The following is a 22,520-nucleotide window of genomic DNA, read 5'->3' as shown; positions in this document are numbered from 1 at the left end:
CGTATAACTGCAACTTTAGTCGTAATTAGTGCGTCTTTGCCATAGGGAGATACACCTACAATATCTTACCTGAAAGGAAAATATATTTTTCAGGAAAAGCTATGGAACAACTCTCGAAGCGGCAAAAAGAGGCTTTGGCTATGGCGTTGTTGATGAAGACAACTGCTAACAGAGATCCGCGTTTTGAGCGTCGCCTGAAGCAAATATTGTTACGCGGTTATGTTATTTATAAAAGACGCGATCGCTTAGAAGCAACCATTTTTTATCAATATCAATGCAACTTAAAGCGCCGATTAAAAGAGTGTCTGGAATTTCAGACCGATACTACCGAAGTTCCTTATTATTCGTTCCTATTATTAAAGGAGCAGTTTCTAGCCCCTAGTGATATGAACTACGAGTTAACCGTAGGTGCGAGTCAAGTTAATCAAAAATATTTTGATCTTGATAATCAACACAAATTTTCTTTATTTCGATATCATATCGCGTGGGTAAGGTTGTGTTTAGCAGTATGCACAACAAATCCTCTAGTTGTCAGATTAAAGAAGAAACTTGGCTGTATTAGCTTAATTCCGATTAAAGTAAGGAAAGAGCCTGTGAAAGTCCGAAATATTCGGATTCATTATCACGATTTATACCATCGTGAGGTTGCTCAACTAGAAAGAATCCAGATGGGAAGATACATGGTAAGCGGCGTTCATGGAATAAAAGCGCCAGTGTTTCATGATTCTCCGATTTTACAAGAGTATTACGGATTTCTAGATGAAGCTAGAATTGCAATTTACGAGTGGTTAACTCGACCTACAGCTTTTAGTAAAATTAAGGCAATTTGCTGGATGAGTTTGCTAATATTACACGGCATCAATCCTTTTGCAGTTGTCATGCGTCACGTTAAGAGTATGAAGAAAAAGCAGCAAGAATTATGGTGCTGATTCGATTTTAGAAACAAACCACAAAGCGGGAAGAAAAAAGGGTAAAAATGGTTTTGTTTGGGGTGCGATCGTACCCCATTTTATTACCTTTCATCCTCCGTGGATTCAGCTAGGATTTCCTGCAATACGGGCGATAGTTGATTATTCAAACGTCCTGCACGGATAAGTTCAGCGTAGGTGTCGGCTTCAATATCTAAGAGTTTTTCTCGCAGTTGTTGCATATTAAGCGATCGCAACTCAGGATATTGATTTTGCAGCTTCTCAATTTCCTCCTCAATACTTTTGAGTTGTCCTTGCACCAGATTTAACTCGTAACGATAAAACTCCGGATCGATTTCCGATTCTTTGCCAGCTTCCAATAAATAATTCAACACTCGATTTAAGGCGATGCGACGGGCAATTGCCTCTGAATATTGCTGGCGTATCGGCTGATCTCCAACCAGTCCTAATCTTTCCAAAAACCACTTAGTTGTCAAACCTTGAACTAACAAAGTAAACAACACAACGCCAAACACCATATCAATAATTTCGTCTCTTCCTGGCAAGATAATGGGCACGCTTATCGCCAAGGCAATTGAAACTGAACCTCTTAAGCCACCCCACCAAAGTATTGTTTGATCTCGCCAACCTATTTGAGATTTAACTAACCAATTGCTCAAGGCACTGAGTCCATAGATAGCAACTGCTCGCGTTACCAATACCGCCCCAATTGTCACTGCAATCAGACTAAAATTCTCTACCAGACGGGAGTAGTGGATTTGATCGCCAATCAAAAGAAAAACGATCGAATTGACAAAAAATGCTAAAAATTCCCAAAATTCAGACACCAATAACCGGGTGCGCGGGTTCATGCCAATGCGAGAGCCAAAGTTACCCAAAATCACGCCAACCGTGACAACCCCAATTACACCAGAACCACCCAACTCTTCTGTTATCAAATAAGTGCCGTAAGCAGAAACAAGCGTAAGTGATTGTTCTACTAATGGCAAGTCAAAACGTTGTGTAAGGTAGGAAATTTCAAAACCAACTAAGCTGCCAATTCCAATCCCAACACCAACAAATACTAAAAAACTAGCAACTGTAGTGTCTAGTGCAAACTCATTGGTTCCCAGCGGGATTCCCACTAGCAACGTAAACGCCACCACCGCCACGCCATCATTAAATAAACTCTCTCCCTCCATCAACATTGTTAAGCGTTTGCCAGCACCCAGTTCCCGAAACAAAGCTACTACGGAAACGGGATCGGTAGCAGATAAACAAGCACCGACCAGGAGGGCAGTTGTAAGAGGAAGTCCAGTCAGCCAATTAAGGGGAAATGCAATACCAACAACGGAGATGATGACACCGACGATGGCAAACAAAGTGACGGGAAATATATCATCTTTCAAGTCTCGCCAACGGATATTCCAGGCAGCTTCAAATAGTAGGGGAGGCAAAAAAATCTCTAGAATTAATTCTGGCGACAGATTCACCAACCGCACATCTACAAATGCTAAAAATAACCCAACAATTACCAGCAGCAATGTGTAGGGGATTTGGCGTAACCAACTGAAAATACGCGAGAGTGTCGCCACACTCAAGGAAATAGACAACACTAGCAGAAATTGCTCCAAGCTTTGCTTAATGGAAGCTTCATCTAGGGTGGTTTCTATCGCCATAGGAAACTCCAAATCGTAATTAGTCGTTAAAACACTGTAGCTTTTAATTTGCCTTTTAATCTAGACGTTGTATAGGATAGTCTCTTAAATTGCCAACATCGTATCATTCAATAGATTTGGTGTTTGCAAACATAATTTATTGCATCTATCTTAAGTAAGATAAAACGTTATGTCAGACATTAAACAGTTAATTGCAGATATCCAGCAGGAAGCGCAACGGGAAACATTTCCCGTTGATGAACCTGTGTATCTGGCAGCGAGTTTGGAGCCTACGCAGCCAATTCTCTATGCAGGCAATCTAGAGAGCAAGCTATGCTTTTTTGCCCGCGATTTGGGAAAAGATGAAGTACGGGCACGTCAACCGCTTTGCGGTGCTGCTGGTGGCTTTGTGCGTCGGGGTTTGTACCGTGCGATCGCAGCCACCGAACCCAATAAGGATACCGATTTACAGGTTGTCCTCGATCGCGTTTTACTGACAAATACCGTGCCTTACAAACCACCGGGTAACAAAGCATACGCTGAGGCTGTGAAAAAACGATTTCGCCCCTTTTTAGAACGATTATTGGTATTGCATTGGCAAGGGGATAAAATTATCACTTTGGGAAATGAAGCGTTTAATTGGTTTGCCCCTTATGCGGCTAAGGGTGAATTGAAGCAGTTTTTTACAAGAAGCGATCGCTACTCTGCCAGCATTCAAGTTACGCTTCAGGCGAAGGACACAGAAGGCAATATACATCAACGTTCAGTGATGCTACTGCCACTCCCTCATCCTTCCCCACTCAATCAAAAATACTACGCCCAATTTCCCCAACTGCTTCAGCAACGCCTCGCTGAAATAGTGCCGTAACACATTAACCCCAGCTATCGAATGGTTGAGAAAAGCGCTCTGTGTATTTATTTAAAGGGGGTATATATTCAGTTAATCATGATTAATGTAGCGTTTTTTCCCTATTACTTTGCCTTCTTTATCAAAAGACATTTCAAACGAAATCCAAACAAAATCACCCCAAAGAGCTGCACCATCTACACCAGAACTCCAATTGTCACGATCGAGGCTATGTTCGGGAGCAGGTAAGATTTTTAAAATTTCATCTTTGCCCATTCCTAATTGGATACTAGAGAATTTTTCTTCTGAAAAGCCTAGAGGTAATTTTGTATCAATTAAAGGATAAGGCAGAACATAACTCTCGGTATGGCAAACAAACCAGGCTAAAGTAAAAATTCCGATTCCTGCAAAAAACAAAGAGTCGATTCTAAGAGGGGATTTCATGGATTTCCTCAATTCATGAATAGACATATTGAGGATATCGGAATTGATGACTCCCCTGACTACCCTATAAAATTTAATTTCACAGAACCAAAGTTAATTAGTCTCCGCTGAATTTTGGATTTCTGTTAGTTCCTTGCACTTAGAAGATTAGGGGCGAGATAAGTAGCGATCGCGCTTGGGTTGGAAAACATGGCAAACGTATCGAAAATTCAGACGTACCCATCTCTCCATCATCCTTCCCTCTACTTCCTGATGACTCATTCCCGCTACCAACTGATAAGAAGTTCTAACAGTTTGGCTAAACTTCCGTTAGATAGGTATTGTCAGACTTGCCGGGGAAAAGCAGGCTAAATGTTGAGCGAATTCGAGAAGCATAAATTATAAGTATTGAGTTAGTGTTTAAATTTAAAACTCAACACTTATAATTCAAATAATTCAAAACTTCTGCTTTCTACTCACATCGGTTTTAGGCGAGTTACCTTGAGCTTAAAAGAACCGCCGCTTGTTTCCCCAAAAGCCCGAACCCGAATAATATAATCACCCGGCTCAGTAATGCGGGAAAATAAAAGCGAGTTAGTGCTGCCGTCGGGACCGTCATCATTTTCCGCCACAGTAGCGCCATCCGACGACATTAGCGTCACAATCGTGTCAAAACTATCAGAGATCAAGTCAACCGCTACCTGATCTCCAGCATCCAGACTCACCACGTAATCACGAGCAAAACCTCCCTCACCAGTCGGAATATCTTTTTCAGTCAGCGTGTCGGAAACTTCGTTGTTTGCCGGTACAGGAATTGGGCTGTACACCTTATTTTGCGCTTTGGCTGATATAGTGGTCAGACAAAGAGCCAGCAGCGTGGCAGGAACAATCAGGGTGCGGTGCCATCTAAGGGCAAAAGCGTCAGTCATAAAAATTTCCGCTGGACACCCTTCCCTTTTGAGGGTTGGGGGAAAGCGGGGCGGGGTGTACCGCTTCCCAAACAAAGAATGTTTCTACTATTTATTGTTTACTTTCTTTGGCACCCGGAAGCGATTCGATAGAAGCGATCGCTTTGCTTTACGCAATTTGTGGATAGTCCGGCACTTGGGAAGAAACCGGAAAATCCGATCGGTAATTGCTCTGTCCGTGTTACCGCCCGACTTGAGCTTTCTCCAGATGGGCAGGCTGGAGCTGGCTAATTCACTAGCTTATCTCCTAAAAGCGATGAGTTGGCGCTCAAACTCCTGTTCATTGATTGAGTGGTGGTGAAATCCATTCTTTTTATATCCTTCCTAATTAGTTTTGGCGGACAGGACGATACGGCAATTTACCGCAGAGCGAGGACTTCTCCCTTTACACTGTCCAAACACTATAAACAAAAGCCTGTAGCCATTTCAACACTGCCTCTAGCGCAAAAGTTGCCCCAAAAGCTAGCGTTGAAAAATCTAAAGACTTGAGGAACGTGTTTCCTTTCAGGAGCGGCCTTATGAAATCAATTGTCAAAAGAATTAATTTGTTGCTAGCACGACAAAAGGGAAAAGTCAAAAGGAAAAGGTCAAAATCTATCGCCTTTTTGCTTTTTGCCCTTCCACATCTGGCGTTGGGAATATCCGTTTGCTTTCTGAGCGTGCAGGCACAATCGATCGTCCCGGCGACTGACGGCACCGGCACCATTGTGAAGCCCAATGGAACCCAATACGACATCCAAGGCGGCACGACATCCGCTGATAAGACCAATTTGTTCCACAGCTTCACCCAATTTGGTCTTAGCCAAGGTGAGATTGCCAACTTCATTTCTAGCCCCTCCATTCAAAATATCCTGGGGCGCGTTACGGGGGGCGATCCTTCAGTCATTAATGGGCTTCTCCAAGTCTCTGGCGGCAATTCCAACCTCTTCTTGATGAACCCCGCTGGGATCGTTTTTGGCGCAGGAGCTAGTTTGAACGTACCTGGAAGCTTCACCGCTACCACAGCGACTGGAATTAAACTTGACTCAGGATGGTTTAATGCCATCAGTTCTAATAGCTATGCGGCGCTGGTAGGGACGCCGAATACCTTTGCCTTCGCCACCCCTCAAACTCCCGGAGCGATTGTCAACGAGGCACAGCTAGCCGTTAAAGATGGGCAGGATCTCAATCTACTCGGTGGCACGGTTGTCTCCGTCGGTAATCTCTCGGCACCTGGGGGGAAGATCGCGGTTGCATCTGTACCAGGTGAAAAGATGGTTCGCCTTTCTCAGGCGGGAAACCTGCTGAGTTTAGAGATTCAACCTCTCTCGCCTTCTCTCCCCCTCTCCATCGCTTCTCCTCTCTCTTTGCCGCAGTTACTCACAGGTGGAGGCGCTAACAATGCGACAAAAGTAACGGTTAGCGGCACTGGGGAGGTGAAACTGTCTGGAGCTAACATCCAGGTAGACGCTGGTGATGTCGTGGTGCAGGGAGCCACTTCTAAAACTTCCTTGCCCTCCCTGGGGAGTTCTGTGAATTTGGCTTCTGCTAACAACATTACAGTCCTCGGAAAAATCGATACCTCTGCCACTTTTTTAGGGGCACATGGGGGTTCTGTAACGATGTCCGCTTTTAAGGATATTAATATCCTGAGTTCGCCCTTAGATGGGATTTTGACAACTTCTGATTCAGGTAATGGCGGCAATATTTTTCTAACGAGTACAGCAGGTTCAATTAACATTAAAAGTTTTTTAAATTCTTCATCAAATCTTGGGAATGGAGGTGCAATTACTCTTTCTGCACTTGACAAAATTAACCATATTACTTCACCCAATAGTCCGACAGGGACAATTAATATTGCTGGTTCTATCAATTCCTCGTCCAACGCTGGAAACGGCGGTGCGATCGCGCTTTTGGCTCTGAACGAAATCAACGCTGGAGTCATCAACTCTAGTTCAGCCATTGGGAATGGGGGAGCTGTCACCCTCGATCCGCTTGGAGATATTCAAGTTGCCTCCATCAATGCCCAAGGGGGAACGAATGGCGTGGGGGGAAACGTTAACATTGCAACTGGTCAATTTTTCAAAGCCACGGGCACTTTTCTAGACCAAGATGGGATCTCTGCCAGTATTTCTACGTCCGGAGGAATTGGAGGAGGCGCGATCGCTATCCAGCATAGTGGCGGCAACAATTTAGTTCCTTTTTTAGTTGGAAATCCCACAACGAACGGGACAGCCGGAGCGCTGAACAATGGACAATTCACGATTCCGACCTTCCAATCTTTTCCTGGGCCAGACACCCAGGGAAATATTCAATTAATTACTGCCGATCCCGATCAAATAATCGATCCCACAATCTTAATCGACGACCCAGAAGAGGAGCCACCCACAGAACTCCCGCCGGATATCCCGGCAATTGAAATTGACGCGGTCGTGACTGAACGCGAAGAAATTTTTACCCGTCAATTTGCCGAATATTTCGGTCTTAATAATCTTCCCACTCGTGTTAATTCTCTGCTTGATGCTCGTCAGACTCTCGCAAGAATTGAAACAGAGACGGGAGTCAGACCAGCGCTGATGTATGTTGCTTTTGTTCCCAAAACTATTGCCCCAGAGGTGCAGGAAAGTAGGAGAGTACAAGGGACTGAAAAATCCCTCTCACTCAACACTCAGCAGGGGCAGGAAACCCCAGCCTCTACAGCCGTTAGCCCTCAGAGCGACGAGCTGGAAGTAGTGCTGGTAACGGCAGAGGGTCCACCCATCCGCAAGCGGTTATCGGGAGCCGTGCTAGGAGCGCAAGGCGCATACGCTTCGCGAGGAGCGCAAGGCGCATACGCTTCGCGAACGCAAGTTCTCAAAGTCGCCGAGCAATTTCGCAAGGAAGTCATTCGGATCAGACGCACTCCCACTTACCTAACCTCAGCCAAGCAACTGTATCAGTGGCTAATCGCTCCGCTAGAAGGCGATTTACAAGCTAGAGGCATCCAAAATCTCGTATTCGTGCCCGATAGTGGGTTGCGTTCTGTACCATTTGCTGCTTTATATGATGGTCAACAATTTCTGGTGGAGAAATACAGCGTCAGCTTGATCCCCAGTCTTAGCCTAACGGACACTCTCCAACGCAACCTAAAAAACTCTCAAGTTTTGGCAATGGGAGCATCGGAATTTCCCGACCAAGACCCGCTTCCCGCTGTGCCAACCGAGTTATCAATCATTACACCTGAGTTGTGGCCTGGTAAATCCTTCCTCAACAATGCTTTCACTCTCAAGAATCTCAAGACTCAGCGCCGTCTACAACCGTTTAGAATTGTTCACCTGGCAACCCATGCAGAATTTGAACCAGGAGATCCGAGTAACTCCTACATTCAGCTATGGGACACGAAGCTGTCCTTGAACCAACTGCCACAACTTGAGTGGAATGACCCGCCGGTGGATTTGTTAGTCTTGAGTGCCTGCCGCACTGCGCTGGGTGATGAGCAGGCGGAGTTGGGTTTTGCTGGGCTGGCAGTGCAGGCAGGGGTTAAGTCAGCGCTGGCAAGTCTTTGGTACGTCAGCGACCAAGGCACCTTGGGACTGATGACGGAATTTTACCAAGAATTGAAAAAAGCCTCCGTGAGAGTGGAGGCACTGCGGCAAGCACAGGTAGCGATGCTGAAAGGGCAAGTGCGAATACAGGGAGGTAAACTGCAAACTCCCAGAGGGGATGTGGTTCTAACGCCCGAACTCGCGAAGCTGGAGAATCAAAATTTATCTCATCCTTATTATTGGGCAGCTTTTACGATGATTGGCAACCCGTGGTAATCCATGCAAAATGCAGAATTAAAAATTAAAAATGAGGAGTTCTTCAATTTTTAATTTTTAATTCTTTCTAAAATTGATAGTTAACGCTGAAATAAAATCCCCGATCTTGGGCATTTTCGCCACGGTCTTCAATATCAACCAGTGGAATGCCATAGTCTAGTCGTATATTTAGCTTGGGCAGAGGTTGCCAGATTAGCCCTAAGCCAGCACCTGCTAAAAATCTTTCATCCTGTAACGTGGCATCGTTGGGATTATCAGACACATTCCACACCCAACCCACATCCACAAAAGGAGCAAACTGCAATGTGGCGGCACCGGCTTCATCTCGCTGAACGGTAATGCGATCTTCAATTGAAAGTCGCACTCCATTGTCACCAGCACGCACATTTTGTCGGTAGCCGCGCAACGATTGACCGCCGCCAATTACAAACTGTTGGGAGGGTAATAAGCCACTGGTTGATAGCTGAATATCTCCTTGCACAATTAAGAAATTATTGTTATTCAGGACTTGAACTCGCTGCACTTGGCCCAGCCAGCTTAAGAACCGACCATCGGGTATGGGGTCGGGATTGATGGTGGCATCCAATAAGCCAGTGCCAAGACTGAAAAGCGATCGCAATGCCCAAGCACCCTTAACATCCCGACGCAGATAGTCTTGCCCAAATTTAATCACGCTGGTGCGGCTGCGACCTTCTTCGTCGGGGCCAAAACCAAACGGGGTTGGCCCTGCAAAAGTAAAAGTCTGACCATTCTGGTGAGTAAAGCCTAAAGAAAGGGCAAATTCTTCACGCGGTGAGCGGATTAACGGCTGTCGATAACTAATTTCATAAAGCTGCGATTCTCCCCGAATGTCGAAAACTTCAAAAGGGGCTTGGGTGACTCTATTTCGGTTGGGAGCATATCTCAGTTGCAAGGTGCCGTTCATGGCGTTGAGTGGCACCCGATAGTTTAAGTCAAGAACATCAGCGCCGCCTGTGGTCGTATGGTAGTAGGAGCCAGCAAATTCATCTCCAATGCCGGTGAGGTTGCGATAACCCAGATTGATCCCCAATCGTTCTGAACCAACGCTGGGAGGCGAGTAGTTATCGACGCCGAAGCTGCCATAAAAGGGGTTGGCTTCGGTAACGCGAACGACGAGAATACTTTGACCCACCCCGCTCCCAGAGCGGAGGCTGGCTTCTACATTTTTAAATAGGGGATCGACGCGCAATAGCCTTAATTGATCTTCTAGCTTGCCCGTATTGAGCGGTTTGCCAGCCCCCAAACGCACGCGCGATCGCACGTAATTTGAATTCAACCGGCGCGTTCCTTCTACCCTAATCTCTTCTAGGCTGCCTTCAATGACGCGAATCTGGACGACACCATCCGTAATGGCTTGGTCTACCAGGATGGCTCTTGAGGTGATGAAGCCTTGATTGAGGTACAACTGGGTAATCGCATCGGCAACGTTTCTGAGTTCTTCTAGGGTGACAGTCCGCCCCTCTACAGTTTGAGTAATCGAGTTCAACTGTTCTGCCCCAAAGATGGTGCTGCCAGTGACTTGAATCTTTTTCACCTCAAGCGTGTCTGAGGACGGTGCAGAATCGGGCGCTGGTGTTGGGGGCGTCAGTACGGGCGACGGTGACTCTTCCGGCAGAGGTTCTGGGAGAGGTGCAGGCTGCGGAAAGCGATCGCGGTTAGGATCGGATTGGGGTTGCAGGGGTTGATTTAGCTGTGGTTGGTTCTGCGGTGAAGCAGGTAGAGTCTGCGCTTGCAGCCGTCTATTTTCAGACCTCTCTGGCTCAGGCTGAACAACTCCCACGCGCTTTTGCTGTATGCCCTTTGACGGGGCAACTGAACGCCTAGCGGGTTCTTTTTTTGCTCTCTCGTCGCTGGAAAACGCTTTCATCGTTTCCATTTCGCGATGAAAATTCAATCCATTCAGATCGGGCGTTGCCGGTAGTGTTTTGGCATTAGCACCGCTGGCAGAGACACAAGCGATCGCACCCTCAATTAACACTCCACACCAAAACCATTGAAATTTTGAACGCATGGTAGCTGTGTTCTCCACGGGTTGAATTGTCTAAAAACTTCAATTAATACAATTTTTTTGTATCCAATCCGTATTTTCTTTACTTAATTCAACTTTTTTCCTTTTCTCTCTCCAAAAGTAACATTCTCGCTTTTAGGAGCGAGAATGTTACTTTTGCAAGCAAACGAGCGGCATGATTTTGCGATTTTCACCAAAATTGCATCTATCTGAAGACTCAATTTTATGTTTTCATTATGCCATCATCTGTCAATGGCGTCGCCTCTTTGCTAGTTACATTGTGCCTTCGGAAGGCGAGCTAATTTGCTCGCGAACAAGATCGGTTTGCTACCACACTCAAACGCCCAATCAATGACTTTTGCACCTGACTTTTGCACCTGATTGCACGCGCACTCTCATTTCAGACTGGATTCGCGATCCCCAAGACAAACGGATCGATATCACCTGCGGCACTATTATTCAGCCAGGGAACGTATTTTCCTGACAGCTTTACCCAGTTTGGGCTAAACCAGGAGGGAATTGCTAATTTTCTCCCCTAGCCTGCTATCCAGAATATCCTGCTGAGAGTACGAGGTAATAATGGCGAGAGGGTAAAAGTGTGATGCGTCCCTCTATAAGATTTGAAATTTTGAATTGCCGATTTTGGATGGTACAAGTCTTGCCAGTAGCCACTTTCAGCAATCTATTTTAGGCGATATTAAGGTAAAAGGTTATAGTACCATTTCACAAAAGATGGTACATCAGAGACCCCAATCCCTGCAAAGAGAGTGCATCTGCGCCACAACGCGATCGCTAGAAAAAAGGGCTGCGAGAATTAAAGTACAGCCCCAATAAAGTGAATTGGTATAAGCCGGGACACTTGTGGAGTTTAGATATCCAGCCTTCAGCTTTATCCTGTCCTTTAGCTGTTCATTTCATATTTACAGAAAATTGCAGTGCTAAGTGGTAGGGGCATAGGCTTTTTCCCTGCCCCATTGCCTGCTGAGTCTTCAAGGATGAGAAATTAAGTATATTTTCATCCTTAAAGTGAGGGAGCAGTTCATTCAAAACTATTGATTTTCTCTCAAGCGCTGAAAGGGTGTCGTTTGGCTAGCAGATGTCGTCATACTGGGAAGCAAAGGCTCTTTGGCAATGTTGTCCAGTCCAACTGCCTTCAAGAGTTGTTCCCACTCAGCAGAATAAGCGGAATTGTTCGGATTGGAGCGGCGCAGTTCTGCCAGAGTAGTTAAGGCATCAAACCACATCCCCGCCTCTGCATAAACATCTGGGCGCTTATTCGGTGTAGCCACCCTCAACTGATTATCAAGCTGCGCGGTTTGTGGAACCCGCTGAATCGAACCTTGTACAAAAACATCGAGCGATCGCTGTTCGGAATCGCAAACCATCGACAAGAACCACTGATAATTCTTACCGACTTCCAAGGGTGGTAATCCAGCATAAGTCGGAAGACTTATGCTGACAATACCCCCCTTTCCCATAGTCATGAAGGTTGTTGTATAAATCTCTCGATCGTTTTTTTCATCCTTTAGTACGAACTCTAGTACCAGTGGCGACGCTTGGGCAGGCACTGGAGGGACGTAGAATGAAAAGCTCGGATATGCGGCGACGGTAAACCCAATGTTATTGGCAGGAATCAGTGCAGTGAGGGGCTTGCCTGCCGCCGGACAACTTCCAGGACTGCGAGTTCCGCCCCCTTCTCTGCGCCCTGGGGCCCCAACGGTTTTAGGTGGATTATATCCAGCAACTATCCACCGATCGGGCATTCCTTGGGCGAGTAGTGTTGGTGGTGTCCCTATCAGAGTTGAGAAACCCGTGAGCAGTGCCACTTCCATAGAGATAGCTAAGGCTCGTTTTAACCTAGGGGACTTCATCCAGTCCATAGCAGAACTGCTCCAAAGAGTTTTGAGTTTTGAATAGATAGGTGCGGTTCAACCAACAAGATTCGATTGTCCCGCCCTAGATTGACTGACTACCCAACCCCTACATCGTTTTCTTCACGATCCGAACTCGGCTTTCTGCCTTCATCGAGTCGCATTTTGGAGTTGAAAACTCTGAACAAGTGGGTCAAATATTCCTATTTTTAGCAGATATAACAACCCAAAGACTGGTTGTTTTAGTTTGAGCCAGTCGTTCTTCGACTAGCTGCGCTCTGAACTAGAGGCTCGCTCGCAACCTTGTTCAGTTCAACTGACAGTAACAGCTTTTTCCAGTCAGATGCCAGGGTAGAATCGTTAGGATTCAAGCGGCGTAGCTCCAGCAGGGTAGCGAGTGTCTCATGCCAAAGGCGAGCTTGTGCATAAAGACCAACGCGCTCTTGTAAAGTGGCTCGCTGGATTTGTCTGACTAAGGCTGAATCTGGTGCGATGCGCTTGATCGCACCCCCTACGACCATATCTTTCTCCCGGTTGTTAGCATCACAAATCACCGAGACGTCCCAATGATATTCCTTGTCCTGCGCCAAGGGTGGTAAATTGGCGGATGGAGGAAGGTTGAGGCTGTAAATGCCAGGTTTTCCGGCGAGCGCAAACTTCGCTTTGTAGACTTCTCGATCGTTTGCATCCCTCAGCAAAAATTCTGCTTCCCGAGCTGACGTTTCAGCCATGTACCATGAGAAAGTTGGATACTCTGCAACCGTTAACCCAACATCCAAGGGTGTTAAGGCAGCGAGACTAGCACTTTTAGGTGCCAAGGCGGGATTCTGGCAACCGCCGCGGGTTGCACCTCGTTCTCTGCCATCAGGGGTGCCTCGCTCTGGCGGCTTGAAGTTTAAATTATCTGGTAGTAGGCTGCGGCTGAGTGAGGCAGGCTGTGCCTGTGCCTGGGAAGGCACGTTCAGAACCAGTCCGAGCGTTAAGGAAACAGCCAGTGTTGTAATCTGTGAGTAGCGTTTCATCCAAATCATGCTAGAACTGTTTTCTGTTGACACTCCCCAGAACTTAAGCTGTGGGATTTTTACTTCAACGAGTCTACTTAAAAAATTGAAATTGGGTTGAATTTTGCCAAGGGTTTCTCCTTTAGGGAGCGTATCGCGATTGATCCCTAATTTTTGCGGCACTGTAGTTTCTTGTGTAGACCTCATCGATCCGGTCTCTTTCAATTTCCAGACCTTTTCAAGCGGAGTGCCTGAAGATTTTGCCCATCCAGACAGTTGTGGATGGCTCTGCACTCTGACACTTTTGAAGGTTCTGTTTAACAACCAATCGCTAGATTGATATCGCTTTGGAGCAGCAAGCTCGTCCGATCGCGTGTCCATAATTATATATCAAACTCATGTACGGAAAATTTGTTTTTCTATTCGGACATCGAGTCATGAAGTCTGCCCTTCTGCAAGAATCCCCAGAGGGGGCATCTAAAGGCAATGGGTCGGCTCAATCCTTAGTTGGGTCATTAATTAAAGAAGTCCTAACCGTTGTTAGAGTTCCCGGCTGACACAGACAAATAAGATCGTACTCAAGTTCGTATAAAGCAGTTGTCTTGGTTGCATTTTTGGTAACTTGGGCTAAGACTAGGTCAAACCAATTTGAGAGTGGCGATCGCTATTCTAGATTGACTAAATCCTCATAATCCCAAATCCCAACTTTCAAACCCCTCTGCCTCCCTGGGTATCCACTTCTACATAAACTTCACTGAGATTTGAGATGATTCCTGATTCAGCGGCTCTACCACTCAAAGAAAATCCTTGGCATCGGACAATTAGACCGATTGCAGCTGCTGCCATACATGGCATTGCTTCTCAGAAAGATACACTTATCGCCATTGACGCCACTAACGGGTATCTGCTGCAAATCGATCCGAAGAGTGACAACACTACTATACTCAATGCCAATCATCTGCCAGATTTTCTGGGCGTGACTGGGTTAGCTCTTTGGGAAGATACTCTTTGGTGTACCCAGGAAAATGGTATTTTCTTTTGTCCAAGCGCCATTAATGGCATCTCTACCACTGATTTGACGCCTCAGTCTTTTGTCACCTTGCCCTACCTAGCAAATGGGGTTGCTGTTTGGGAATCAACTGTTTACGTGACTTCCCAGAAGGCGGGATATATTCTTGTTTTTAGTCGTGAGACAGGTCAAGAGATTACCCGTTTTTATGCCCCTGGAGTAGGGGTAGAAAATATCACAGTCAAGGGTGAGGAACTCTGGGTTTCCGATAGCATTGAGCAAACAGTTTACTGCCTTGACCGAGCTACGGGTGAGATCAAATTCAGCGTACTGACGCCTTTTGAGTGCCCGACAGGGTTAGCTTTTTACACAGATCCTCAGACGGGGAAAGATATTCTCTACGTAGCTTATGCGGGTGAGGAGCCTTACCTGCGCGATAACCCGAACGCTGACCCGAATTACGAATTACAGTACCGCGATCGCACGTTTATTCACCCGTTGTATTTTTACTACAACGAGGCTGAACGCTACGCTCTCTCAAATGGTTATCTGATGGAAATTTCCTACGTCGAGGAACTTTCCCCCCTCGACGAGGTGGATTTAGAAAATGTGGAGTGGCGAATTGCTCTACCCTCGGAGACTCATCGACAGAAGATCAGAAAAATTGAAGCGGTCGGATTGCCTTTCACGGAAGAAATTCAAGACGGACAGCGGGTGGCTGTATTTAAATTTAACAGCCTCAAAACTGGCGATCGCTATATATTTGGCTGGAAAGCCCTGATAGAAGTCTGGAGCATCAAATATCGCCTGACGCCCAGAGATGCCGAAAAACTTCCCGACCTCCCGCCTGAGTTACGCAGCAAATATCTGACGGATGATGATGATTTGGCAATGGACACCGATATCATCCTCAAGGCCGCCAAGGAAGCGATTGGCAGCGAAACGAATATGCTGCGGAAAATTTTCAAAATTCGCAACTATGTCTATGACCGTCTTTCCTACGGGATTAAGCCCTACATTGACCCGCCAGATGTCGCCTTAGAAAGGGGTGTTGGTTCCTGCGGTGAGTACCTGGGGGTTTTACTTGCCCTGGCGCGGCTGAATGGCATTGCCTGCCGCACGGTAGGTCGCTACAAGTGCCCTCCCCATCCTGAATTGATGAATTTGCCCCTGCAACCTGATTTTAATCATGTCTGGATGGAGTTCTACCTGCCTGGATTTGGTTGGTTGCCGATGGAATCTAATCCGGATGATGTGGTCGAAAAAGGCCCCTATCCATCGCGGTTTTTCATGGGTTTAGCTTGGTATCACGCTGAAATGGGCAAAGGTATCACCTTTGAAAGCTTGATGAGTCATGGGGAAAGAGTCAATAAGCAGTCCGTTTCTATTGGAGAATTATCTCTAAATCATGTGAGATTTACGATTTTGGAGGAACTAGCACCGTCCTCATAAGGGTGAATAAAGTCAGAAGGGTGGGCACTGTCCACCCTTTTTCACTGGGTACTCATTGCTAATTGTCCGCTATTCCCTAGTAGGTCGCTGCTTAAACTGTCACAAGCTGTTCTCCGTTTTTACCAGAAAGCAGCAGTTTAGGGAAAATGGTATCTATCGCCTATTAAAGTAATTGGAAATCGGTTAACGATCGCTAATTTAAGACTTTCACAGTAGGTCAATATTTTAACTGTCACAAAATTTAGAAAAAATCCGGATTGCTCTTCGATACTAAATTTGTCCTAGAAGCATCAATCTTTATCAAGAATCTAAGCTTTTGAATATCAGAATGCTGTTACAAAGATACTTGCTAGAGGGTTGAATAGGTACTTATTAATCAAGGCTAAAGCAAGAAGGAAGCACTGAATCTATGAATAATTCTAGCATTAAAGAGCGCTCGGTCGATCTAGCTGGATATCAATATCCCCAGCCGCATTATTTACAAACGCGATCGCGCATTAATTATCTGATTGAGCGCTATCTATCGTTGGAGATTCTCCAGCAGAACCTGTCAGACTTACCGAGACAGTTTAAAAATCCTCATCAGCGCCGCTGGGAAACGATTGATTGGCAAGCAATTACTTCTAATCAAATTATCGGTGTCGCTCCCGAATTATTTATTGCAACAGTTGCAAATGCGGTGGAGATTGAAACGCCGATTCGCGCTTATGCGATGGAAAGCTGGAATTATTTGCAGGCAGCCCACTTTCCAATGGCGCGATTTGTGGGCGGTACCTTTGCAGCGGATGGCACGATGCTAGAAGTCGGAATATGGGAGAAAGAAGAACGGCAACACCGCCCCACTTTTAGCAAAATCTATCAACAATTAACGGGTGATAAACTACAATCCCATCCGAACTCAGTAAAAGGCTATGAATCGAGTGGAAATCTACGAGAAGATGTTTATAAACACGCGATCGCCCGGATCGCAACCGAGTGGGGAGCAACGTCTGTATATCTCTGGTTAATGGCTCATTCGACGGGGGCATTGCAACAAGCGATCGCGCAACCCATGCAAGACGAAATCAATCACCTAGCAAAGTTCTGGGGGATTAGCCGTTGGGCGTTTGGAGATTCCTATCTCACCCGCTTGCAGGGCACCACTAAAAATTTAATGGGTCTTCTCAAACATCACCAGGGCGAACGCCCGAAAGGGAACGATGTCTTGCAAATTGGCTATGCCTTATACGCGGTGGAATTAGTTTTCACATTTGCCCGACTCATGGTGCAGCTGCGTCACTGGAACCAAATGCTTACGCCTGATTATCTCGAAGAGTTGTTTGGGCTGCCGCCACAACAATTAGCTGCTAGCTGATAGCTGTTAGCTGATAGTCTGGACTGAGTAGGGGGGCGCTGCCCACTCTACTCATTTGATTATTTGAATAGCTGAAGATGAATGTAATTCCAGCGATTGATTTGCTAGAAGGTCGGTGCGTACGGTTATATCAGGGAGACTACGCGCGATCGCAAGTTTTTGATAACAACCCCGCTAATATTGCTAAACAGTGGGTAGAACAGGGGGCAACCCGGTTGCATATCGTAGACCTCGACGGTGCTAAGGCGGGTCAACTGGTCAACCGACAGGCAATTGAGGCGATTTTACAGGTAGTGCCGGGAGAAATCCAAGTAGGGGGCGGCTTGCGCGACAAAAGCTCAGTCTCTCAGCTGCTAAACATGGGTGTGAAGCAGGTAATCTTGGGAACCATAGCCGTAGAACAACCCCAGTTGGTCGAAGAACTTTGCCAGGAATTTCCAGGGCAAATTATCGTAGGAATTGACGCCCGGAATGGACAGGTTGCCACAAGAGGCTGGTTAGAAACGTCTGAAGTTGCGGCAATCGACTTGGCTAAGCAAATGCAACAATTAGGGGTTGCTGCCATTATCTACACCGATATTCATCGAGATGGCACGCTTTCTGGCCCTAATTTAGAGGCATTAAGAGAACTCGCCAATGCTATTTCCATCCCCATTATTGCCTCTGGCGGTGTTAGTTCGGTTACTGACTTGTTGAGTTTACTAACACTCGAACCTTTGGGAGTTAGCGGTGTGATTGTGGGTCGTGCCCTCTATACAGGTGATGTTTCGCTCAAAGCAGCCCTGCAAGCGATAGGGTCGGGACGTATTCAAGATGTCCCGCCAGATTTGGGCTTTTCCACTTTTGCTTGACACTTCAACGAGCTAAAGACGCGCAGTTGCGCGTCTCTACATTTCCTTCTTTTTATCCCCAAAACTAGAGGTTTAGTTAATTAGCCTATAATAAGCCCGGAGGTTGGGTTGAGGCTCGAAAACTAACATCTAGTAAGTTTAGCGAGTAATTTGGTGAATCATAGTGAAACCCAACCAACAAATTACTTTTTCTGTTTAAGCTTTTTATGCTTAAGTAAGTGCCATTCGCTAATTTTTACACTCCTTCCGGCTGGGGAAGATTTACGGGCAGCTCGATACAGAATTCCGTTCCTTCTCCCGGTGCCGACTGACACTTCAAGACGCCGCCATGTTTTTCTACAACAACCTGGTAGCTGATTGACAACCCCAAGCCAGTACCTTGACCGACTGGTTTAGTAGTAAAGAAAGGGTCAAATATATGTTGCTGCACTTCCGATGGTATGCCAGGGCCATTATCAGTAATCTGAATGACCACCTTATTGTCATTTGCCAGTTCGGTGCGAATCCGGATAGTAGGAATGTCAGTTGTTTTTCTACTGGCAACTGACCATTCACCATTAATGATTGACTCTTCTAGGGCATCAATCGCATTACTCAGAATATTCATAAATACCTGATTGATTTGCCCAGCATAGCAATCTACACGAGGCAGGTTGTCATACTCTTTAACTATCTGGATCTCGGTGCGTCCTGCTTTCGGCTTCAAGCGATGTTGTAACAAAAGTAAAGTGTTATCAATTCCATTGTGAAGATCGAAAGGCTCTCTTGCCGCTTTATCTAGACGAGAGAAGTTCCTCAAGCTCAGAACAATTTGGCGAATGCGTTCAGCTCCTACTTGCATTGAATTCATCAGTTTTGGAAGGTCTTCACTGAGGAAATCTATGTCCAGTGCTTCTGCTGCTTCTTGAATGGCGGGTGTTGGTTGTGGATATTCCTGCTGGTAGAGGTGAACGAGGTGCAGCAGGTCTTGAGTATACTCCGTCGCGTAGGGAAGATTACCGTAGATAAAAGAAACTGGGTTGTTAATTTCGTGAGCAACACCAGCGACTAACTGCCCCAAACTGGACATTTTTTCTGTTTGTACCAGTTGACTTTGAGTTTGTTGCAGTTCGTATAAGGCTTGTTCCAACTGAGCTGCTTTGTCTCTCAATTGTGCTTCCGATTGAATTAAAGCTGTCTCAGCCAGTTTGCGATCGGTAATGTCCCGAGAGTTCACAACAATACGAACCCCTGGTGCATCCATTACCAGATTGCTGTGGGTTGCTTCGATATAACGCCACGAGCCATCTTTGTGCTGAAACCGGAACTCAATGGATAAAGCAGTTGTTGAATTTTCGAGGACGCCTTGAAAATCGTTTTTGACTAAAGAAACATCCTCTGGGTGAACAAGGTCAAAGGTATTTTTGCCAATTAATTCTTTTTGCTTGTATCCTAAAATGCCCTCAATGGCAGGGCTTGCGTATTTGATGGTGCCATCGGCTTCCAAAATGGTGATCAAATTGGAGCTGTTTTGCAGTAGCGATCGCCATTTCCCTTCGTTTTGCGCCCACACCACTGCTTCCCTCTTGCGTTCCTCTTCTACACCGATCGCCGCAGCCATGATCCCGATCAGCTTCTTATCAGATTCTGTGGGAACAAACTGGTTCTGATAGACCACGCAAAGCGAGCCGATATATTCACCCGCGCATCTAACTGCTTGTCCAACGTAGGTTTGCAGTTGGTAAGGAATGACCCAAGGATCTCTCTGTGCGTAGGGGGTGTTGGGTAAATCCTGAACGACATAGGGCTGGTTGCTTCCCTGCTGAATCACGTCATAACAGAGATGTCCGTCCGGATCGCCTACATTTGGGAACTCCGACGGCGTTTGCCATTGACCCCAAGACCACAGTAAGCCTTGATGCAGTCGATTGTAGACTGCCCAAGCACCGCCTAGTAATTCCCCTGCGGATGCCGTGATGCGGTTAATATTCTCATCTGGGTCGGAACCAAGACCCGAAAAACATTCATTGATTTTTGAAAATTGTTCGCTTGCCTTTTGGTTGGTGATTTCACTCAGCGTACAGACGACTTGCTCGACGCAACCGTCTGGATCTAACTGCGGTTCGGTGTTAACAGATATCCAAATGCGATCGCGCTTTGTCGGTCTATAAACCCCTAGCACCAGGTTTCGCAGCGATTGTCGGGTCGAAAGCAGCAACAATGCTTGCTTTGCCCGGACTGGTGCCGTGTGGAGTTTCATCTGAAATGGCGTTCCATTCTCCTGGATGACGTGCCAAGCGGGATCGAGCGGCGTTTGATCCAGCATCTGGTCTGCCGTTAAATCCAGCAAGTCCAGTGTCGCCTGATTCGTAAAGCGTATTTCCCCCTGCGCTCCCATCACCAAGACGCCAACTGCTAGTTCGCTCAGAAGTGCCTGAGGGAGGGTATCCATCCTGGGCGCTGATTGGGCAGCGCCTTGCTGATTCGCTTGTAAACTTCGCATAGCTTTCAATCAAGGCACTGGCTGAGTACCTGGAGTTTTTATTATGGCAATCTTTGTTAACTCGTTCAGCCGTTGGACTGGATACACCCTTTTGTCTCTACTCTGGTATAGCCTTTCTAGCTGTGGAGCTGCATACACCCTGAGTCGTAACTTTCAGACTATTTTATTTAAGTCTTTGAAGCCACCAGATTAACAAGTTTGTCTACAAATAGATAGATGCTTATTTTTTCTAAAAGTTACACTCTAATCACTGTAGCTAAGGGTTTTGAGTTTGTATTGGTATCAGTTTTAACAAGTAATGAGAATTTCTGGCCTAAAAGGAGTTATTTTCCTAAAACTCGGTTAAAAAATCGAATAGGATATTTAGATTTCTGTATATATTTTTAAATATTTAAATAATACTTGTCTTTTCTTAATGTCCAAAAAGCTAAATTGTTGCTAGTTGTTCTCTGGAATTAACCACAAGGACTATTCCTAAGGATTAATCGGTTATTCGCCAGTCAGTATTCGTTATTTTTTACACGCAAACATACTGAAAGTTTTGACCTAATCAAAAATTAAAGTAAAAGGAAAAAGCAGTTTTTATACCTATTTTTGAATCGCAAAAGACAGCTTAATGATGAATGTTCGTCTAATTGCAAAAAAAACGATGGGGCAGTGCTTCGGGGACTGCCCCATCGTTTTATTCTGTAGCTGGTTGAGCAAAGGAAAAGTATCCGCGTGCTTTGTGCAACAGCCGCGTTTTGTGGTAGAGAGAATCAGCGAGAAGCTTGGTGGAGTAACTTTGCTAGCAGCAGCAGTTGCTCTTTATTAAACACTTGAGCCAAAACCTTTGCCGCCGCCCTAGGTTCTACAGGCACGGCGATTTGTTTGATGGATGTCGGAGTGGGTTTTGACTCCGTTGGACTGGGTGCGCCTTCCCCAACTGTCACCTTTACCGTCGGAATTGGGGCGGTAGTTGCTTCTGGGGAAGCTGCCAACAGCCGCAAACTGGCACTCGGCGCGATCGCGTCAGTTTTTCCGTGTGGCAACAGATCGCTAGCCTGCTTGAGTTCCTTAATTACAATCGGTGCCAAGGTGGCATAAGTATTTTTGGGATTAGCGATCGCTCGATTTGCAGTTCTTACCAGCACTTGCCAGGTTTTTATTTCAGCACTCATCTGCACGAGACGACTGCACAAAGCGCAAAGTTGTTGACGATTTGCGGGTGTTTCTGCTTGTTTAAACAGCGGCAACATTTGTTTTAGCACCCCAGTCACCTGAGCAGAAATATCTGGAGTTGACGTTTTGCTCGCTTCTGGCGCACTTCCTGCCGCCCCAAGCAGGCGGTTAAGGTGTGCCTGTAACTTAACAAAATTAGGTTCTGCTGCTTGCACGATTTTCTCGCCTTCCTCTTCTCGGAGACCAAATGGCCCCTGAAGCTGGTCAACTAAGTGCTTAAGGGTGTCATACCCTTCTAAAAACATGGACTCCAGATCGCTATCGATATTGACTGGATGTTCCTTGAGGAGCTTGAAACAATCCTCAAACCGATGGGAAACTTTTTGAATACTGTTAAAGCCCAGCATCGCTGCCCCTCCCTTGACAGAATGGGCGGCGCGGAACATTTCATTAATCCTTTCTTGATCTGCCATTACGCCTCGCAAATCCAGTAGCCCTTTTTCCAGGGTTTCGAGGTGTTCTTTTGCCTCCTCGATGAAAAAGCCTAAAATCTTTCCCGACTCCACGGCAGCATTCCTCAAAACAACAATTTTGTGTAGTCACCTGGTTATGGGGGAGTCGTTCCTGGCAGTGGATTTTTCCACTAGGCACTGTTTACCCCTGTTCCTGTCGGCACGCCTCAGGTTGAAGCGCAGCTAAGTTTGATATACGTTGGAGACTGTTCCTA

Annotated in this window: 15 protein-coding genes; 7 read left to right on the top strand and 8 right to left on the bottom strand. The window is 46.2% G+C overall.

Annotated elements, in window-relative coordinates; genetic code table 11:
- Positions 1–101 precede the first annotated feature (101 nt).
- A complete protein-coding gene (locus tag NC997_RS15670; protein ID WP_199306301.1) occupies positions 102–929 on the top strand; it encodes a hypothetical protein in 828 nt (275 codons plus the stop codon).
- An 83-nt stretch (positions 930–1,012) separates the two neighbouring features.
- Here NC997_RS15670 and NC997_RS15665 read toward each other — a convergent pair whose 3' ends face one another.
- Entirely contained in the window at positions 1,013–2,587 is a 1,575-nt protein-coding gene (locus tag NC997_RS15665; protein ID WP_190529913.1) for a Na+/H+ antiporter, read from the bottom strand.
- Positions 2,588–2,756: 169 nt separating this feature from the next.
- Between NC997_RS15665 and NC997_RS15660 the strand changes: the two genes are divergently transcribed.
- Entirely contained in the window at positions 2,757–3,434 is a 678-nt protein-coding gene (locus NC997_RS15660) for a uracil-DNA glycosylase family protein (protein WP_190529911.1), read from the top strand.
- A gap of 72 nt (positions 3,435–3,506) precedes the next feature.
- Here NC997_RS15660 and NC997_RS15655 read toward each other — a convergent pair whose 3' ends face one another.
- Both NC997_RS15655 and NC997_RS15650 read right to left on the bottom strand, forming a co-directional pair.
- Positions 3,507–3,857 (bottom strand): hypothetical protein, encoded by a 351-nt coding sequence (locus tag NC997_RS15655; RefSeq protein ID WP_199306300.1) that lies wholly within the window; start codon positions 3,855–3,857, stop codon positions 3,507–3,509.
- 455 nt (positions 3,858–4,312) lie between these two features.
- Complete coding sequence (locus NC997_RS15650; protein WP_190529909.1) at positions 4,313–4,765, bottom strand: PPC domain-containing protein; 453 nt, start codon at positions 4,763–4,765, stop codon at positions 4,313–4,315.
- A 557-nt stretch (positions 4,766–5,322) separates the two neighbouring features.
- Here NC997_RS15650 and NC997_RS15645 point away from each other — a divergent pair.
- Positions 5,323–8,583: a CHAT domain-containing protein gene (locus NC997_RS15645; RefSeq protein ID WP_190529906.1), complete on the top strand. Its 3,261-nt coding sequence runs from the start codon at positions 5,323–5,325 to the stop codon at positions 8,581–8,583.
- Positions 8,584–8,650: 67 nt separating this feature from the next.
- Here NC997_RS15645 and NC997_RS15640 read toward each other — a convergent pair whose 3' ends face one another.
- The 3 genes from NC997_RS15640 to NC997_RS15630 form a co-directional block, all read right to left on the bottom strand.
- Positions 8,651–10,615, bottom strand: coding sequence for a ShlB/FhaC/HecB family hemolysin secretion/activation protein (locus tag NC997_RS15640; protein WP_242031500.1), 1,965 nt, complete (start codon positions 10,613–10,615; stop codon positions 8,651–8,653).
- Positions 10,616–11,661: 1,046 nt separating this feature from the next.
- On the bottom strand, positions 11,662–12,492 hold the full coding sequence (locus NC997_RS15635) for a DUF928 domain-containing protein (RefSeq protein WP_190529904.1): 831 nt from the start codon (positions 12,490–12,492) through the stop codon (positions 11,662–11,664).
- A 233-nt stretch (positions 12,493–12,725) separates the two neighbouring features.
- Positions 12,726–13,691: a DUF928 domain-containing protein gene (locus tag NC997_RS15630; RefSeq protein ID WP_190529902.1), complete on the bottom strand. Its 966-nt coding sequence runs from the start codon at positions 13,689–13,691 to the stop codon at positions 12,726–12,728.
- Between the two features lie 559 nt (positions 13,692–14,250).
- Between NC997_RS15630 and NC997_RS15625 the strand changes: the two genes are divergently transcribed.
- The 3 genes from NC997_RS15625 (at position 14,251) to hisA (ending at position 18,150) form a co-directional block, all read left to right on the top strand.
- Positions 14,251–15,945, top strand: a complete 1,695-nt coding sequence (locus NC997_RS15625) for a transglutaminase domain-containing protein (protein WP_190529900.1) — start codon at positions 14,251–14,253, stop codon at positions 15,943–15,945.
- Positions 15,946–16,354: 409 nt separating this feature from the next.
- Positions 16,355–17,299: a hypothetical protein gene (locus NC997_RS15620; RefSeq protein WP_190529898.1), complete on the top strand. Its 945-nt coding sequence runs from the start codon at positions 16,355–16,357 to the stop codon at positions 17,297–17,299.
- A gap of 77 nt (positions 17,300–17,376) precedes the next feature.
- Positions 17,377–18,150: a 1-(5-phosphoribosyl)-5-[(5-phosphoribosylamino)methylideneamino]imidazole-4-carboxamide isomerase gene (gene hisA, locus NC997_RS15615; protein ID WP_190529896.1), complete on the top strand. Its 774-nt coding sequence runs from the start codon at positions 17,377–17,379 to the stop codon at positions 18,148–18,150.
- 235 nt (positions 18,151–18,385) lie between these two features.
- Here hisA and NC997_RS15610 read toward each other — a convergent pair whose 3' ends face one another.
- Positions 18,386–20,632, bottom strand: coding sequence for a PAS domain S-box protein (locus NC997_RS15610; protein ID WP_190529894.1), 2,247 nt, complete (start codon positions 20,630–20,632; stop codon positions 18,386–18,388).
- A 43-nt stretch (positions 20,633–20,675) separates the two neighbouring features.
- On the opposite strand from NC997_RS15610, the gene NC997_RS15605 reads away from it, so the two are divergent.
- Entirely contained in the window at positions 20,676–20,825 is a 150-nt protein-coding gene (locus tag NC997_RS15605; RefSeq protein WP_190413262.1) for a hypothetical protein, read from the top strand.
- 565 nt (positions 20,826–21,390) lie between these two features.
- Here NC997_RS15605 and NC997_RS15600 read toward each other — a convergent pair.
- Entirely contained in the window at positions 21,391–22,359 is a 969-nt protein-coding gene (locus NC997_RS15600) for an Hpt domain-containing protein (protein WP_190529892.1), read from the bottom strand.
- Between the last annotated feature and the right edge of the window lie 161 nt (positions 22,360–22,520).

The sequence above is a fragment of the Trichocoleus sp. DQ-A2 genome (genome assembly GCF_039961915.1).
Lineage (GTDB): Bacteria > Cyanobacteriota > Cyanobacteriia > Cyanobacteriales > FACHB-T130 > FACHB-T130.
This window is presented reverse-complemented; position numbering and strand designations above follow the sequence as displayed.

What these genes read in the sequence shown, in the direction of transcription:
- NC997_RS15670 (WP_199306301.1), top strand. Translation starts at nt 102, where the DNA reads ATGGAACAACTCTCGAAGCGGCAAAAAGAGGCTTTGGCTATGGCGTTG.
- NC997_RS15665 (WP_190529913.1), bottom strand. Translation starts at nt 2,587, where the DNA reads ATGGCGATAGAAACCACCCTAGATGAAGCTTCCATTAAGCAAAGCTTG.
- NC997_RS15660 (WP_190529911.1), top strand. Translation starts at nt 2,757, where the DNA reads ATGTCAGACATTAAACAGTTAATTGCAGATATCCAGCAGGAAGCGCAA.
- NC997_RS15655 (WP_199306300.1), bottom strand. Translation starts at nt 3,857, where the DNA reads ATGAAATCCCCTCTTAGAATCGACTCTTTGTTTTTTGCAGGAATCGGA.
- NC997_RS15650 (WP_190529909.1), bottom strand. Translation starts at nt 4,765, where the DNA reads ATGACTGACGCTTTTGCCCTTAGATGGCACCGCACCCTGATTGTTCCT.
- NC997_RS15645 (WP_190529906.1), top strand. Translation starts at nt 5,323, where the DNA reads ATGAAATCAATTGTCAAAAGAATTAATTTGTTGCTAGCACGACAAAAG.
- NC997_RS15640 (WP_242031500.1), bottom strand. Translation starts at nt 10,615, where the DNA reads ATGCGTTCAAAATTTCAATGGTTTTGGTGTGGAGTGTTAATTGAGGGT.
- NC997_RS15635 (WP_190529904.1), bottom strand. Translation starts at nt 12,492, where the DNA reads ATGGACTGGATGAAGTCCCCTAGGTTAAAACGAGCCTTAGCTATCTCT.
- NC997_RS15630 (WP_190529902.1), bottom strand. Translation starts at nt 13,691, where the DNA reads ATGAGGTCTACACAAGAAACTACAGTGCCGCAAAAATTAGGGATCAAT.
- NC997_RS15625 (WP_190529900.1), top strand. Translation starts at nt 14,251, where the DNA reads ATGATTCCTGATTCAGCGGCTCTACCACTCAAAGAAAATCCTTGGCAT.
- NC997_RS15620 (WP_190529898.1), top strand. Translation starts at nt 16,355, where the DNA reads ATGAATAATTCTAGCATTAAAGAGCGCTCGGTCGATCTAGCTGGATAT.
- hisA (WP_190529896.1), top strand. Translation starts at nt 17,377, where the DNA reads ATGAATGTAATTCCAGCGATTGATTTGCTAGAAGGTCGGTGCGTACGG.
- NC997_RS15610 (WP_190529894.1), bottom strand. Translation starts at nt 20,632, where the DNA reads ATGCGAAGTTTACAAGCGAATCAGCAAGGCGCTGCCCAATCAGCGCCC.
- NC997_RS15605 (WP_190413262.1), top strand. Translation starts at nt 20,676, where the DNA reads ATGGCAATCTTTGTTAACTCGTTCAGCCGTTGGACTGGATACACCCTT.